This is a genomic window from Mesorhizobium sp. M2A.F.Ca.ET.037.01.1.1 (genome assembly GCF_003998075.1).
In the GTDB taxonomy this organism is placed as follows: domain Bacteria; phylum Pseudomonadota; class Alphaproteobacteria; order Rhizobiales; family Rhizobiaceae; genus Mesorhizobium.
The window spans coordinates 1-2,051 of the sequence record NZ_RZSA01001091.1; the positions used below are offsets into that span (position 1 = coordinate 1).

General features: G+C 64.0%; 1 protein-coding gene. It reads left to right on the top strand.

Annotation, left to right across the window (positions count from 1 at the left end; all coding sequences use genetic code 11):
* Window positions 1-14: 14 nt before the first annotated feature.
* Window positions 15-2,051 (top strand): efflux RND transporter permease subunit (locus tag EOA27_RS33735; RefSeq protein WP_281059506.1); only part of this gene is annotated, 2,037 nt, incomplete at its 3' end.

Sequence of the window (2,051 nt, forward strand, 5' to 3'; positions counted from 1 at the left end):
TGTCGGGATTCTTCATCAACCGGCCGATCTTCGCCTGGGTGATCGCCATCGTGATCATGCTGGGCGGCCTCTTGGCGCTGCAGTCGCTGCCGATCTCGCAATACCCGCAGATCGCTCCGACCACCGTGAACATCAGCGCCAGCTATCCCGGCGCCGATGCCCAGACCGTCGAGAACTCGGTGACCAAGGTCATCGAGCAGGGCATGACCGGCATCGACAACCTCGATTACATGACGGCGACGTCGACCTCGACCGGACAGGCCTCGATCACGCTGACCTTCACCAGCGGCGCCAACGCGGACACCGCCCAGGTGCAGACGCAGAACAAGCTGCAGCTCGTGCAGTCGCAGCTGCCGCAGGTCGTCCAGAACAACGGCATCACCGTCTCCAAATCCTCGACCGGCTTCCTGATGGTCATCGGCTTCGTCTCCAGCGACGGCAAGATGAACTCGACCGACCTCGCGGACTATGTCGACTCAACCATCAACGACACGCTGAAGCGCGTCGAAGGCGTCGGCTCGACACAGCTCTTCGGCTCTGGCTATGCCATGCGCATCTGGCTCGACCCGGACAAACTAGCGCAATATTCGCTGATGCCGAGCGATGTCGCCACGGCCGTCGAGGCGCAGAACACGCAGGTCTCGGCCGGCCAGCTCGGCGGGTTGCCGGCGCGCAAGGGCCAACAGCTCAACGCCACCGTAACGGCGAAGAGCCGGCTACAGACCGCCGAGCAGTTCCGCAACATCATCCTGAAGAGCAATACCGACGGCTCGCTGGTGCGGCTGAACGATGTCGCCAAGGTCGAGATCGGCGCCGAAAGCTACACCACCCAGGCCCATTATAACGGCAAGCCGGCCGCCGGCGTCGCCGTCAGCCTGGCGACCGGCGCCAATGCGATCAGCACCGCGGAAGCGGTGCGCACGACGATCAATCGCCTGAGCTCGACCTTTCCGCAAGGCGTCGAGGTCGTCTACCCGTACGACACCTCGCCCTTCGTGCGGCTGTCGATCGAGGAAGTGGTGAAGACGCTGGCCGAAGCGATCGTGCTGGTGTTTTTGGTGATGCTGCTTTTCCTGCAGAACCTGCGCGCCACCATCATCCCGACGATCGCCGTGCCGGTGGTGCTGCTCGGCACATTCGGCGTGCTCTCCTTCTTCGGCTATTCGATCAACACGCTCACCATGTTCGCCATGGTGCTCGCCATCGGCCTGTTGGTCGACGACGCCATCGTCGTGGTCGAGAATGTCGAGCGCGTCATGCAGGAGGAAGGCCTGCCGCCGAAGGAAGCGACGCGCAAATCGATGAACGAGATCACCGGCGCGCTGATCGGCATCGCCACCGTGCTGTCGGCAGTCTTCGTGCCGATGGCCTTCTTCGGCGGCTCCACCGGCATCATCTACCGGCAATTCTCCGTCACCATCGTCTCGGCAATGGTGCTCTCGGTGCTGGTGGCACTGGTGCTGACGCCGGCGCTCTGCGCCACCATCCTGCGCCCGGCCAAGGACCATGCGACGCAAAGGGGTCCGTTCGGCTGGTTCAACCGCATGTTCGATCGCGGCACTATCGCCTACCGCGCCGGCTCGCACGGCATCATCAACCGCTCCTGGCGCTTCCTCGCCGTGTTCCTGGCCATCGTCATCGCCATGGGCTGGATGTTCGCCCGGCTGCCGAGCTCGTTCCTGCCGGACGAGGACCAGGGCATTCTGATCACCAGCGCTTCACTGCCGGTCGGCGCGACGCAGGACCGCACGGAGCGCGTGCTGGCTGAGGTGACCAACCACTATCTCAACGAAGAGAAGGACGCGGTCGAAGGCGTGTTCACGGCTTCCGGTTTCGGCTTCGGCGGCGCCGGGCAGAATGTCGGCATCGCCTTCGTGCGGATGAAGGATTTCGACCAGCGCAAGACCTCGGCTCTGTCCGTGTCTGCGGTCGCCGGCCGCGCCATGGGCGCCTTCTCCAAGATCAGGGATGCCCAGGTCTTCGCGCTGGCCCCACCCGCCATCCAGGGTTTCGGCAACACCAACGGCTTCGATTTCTACCTCCAGGATGTC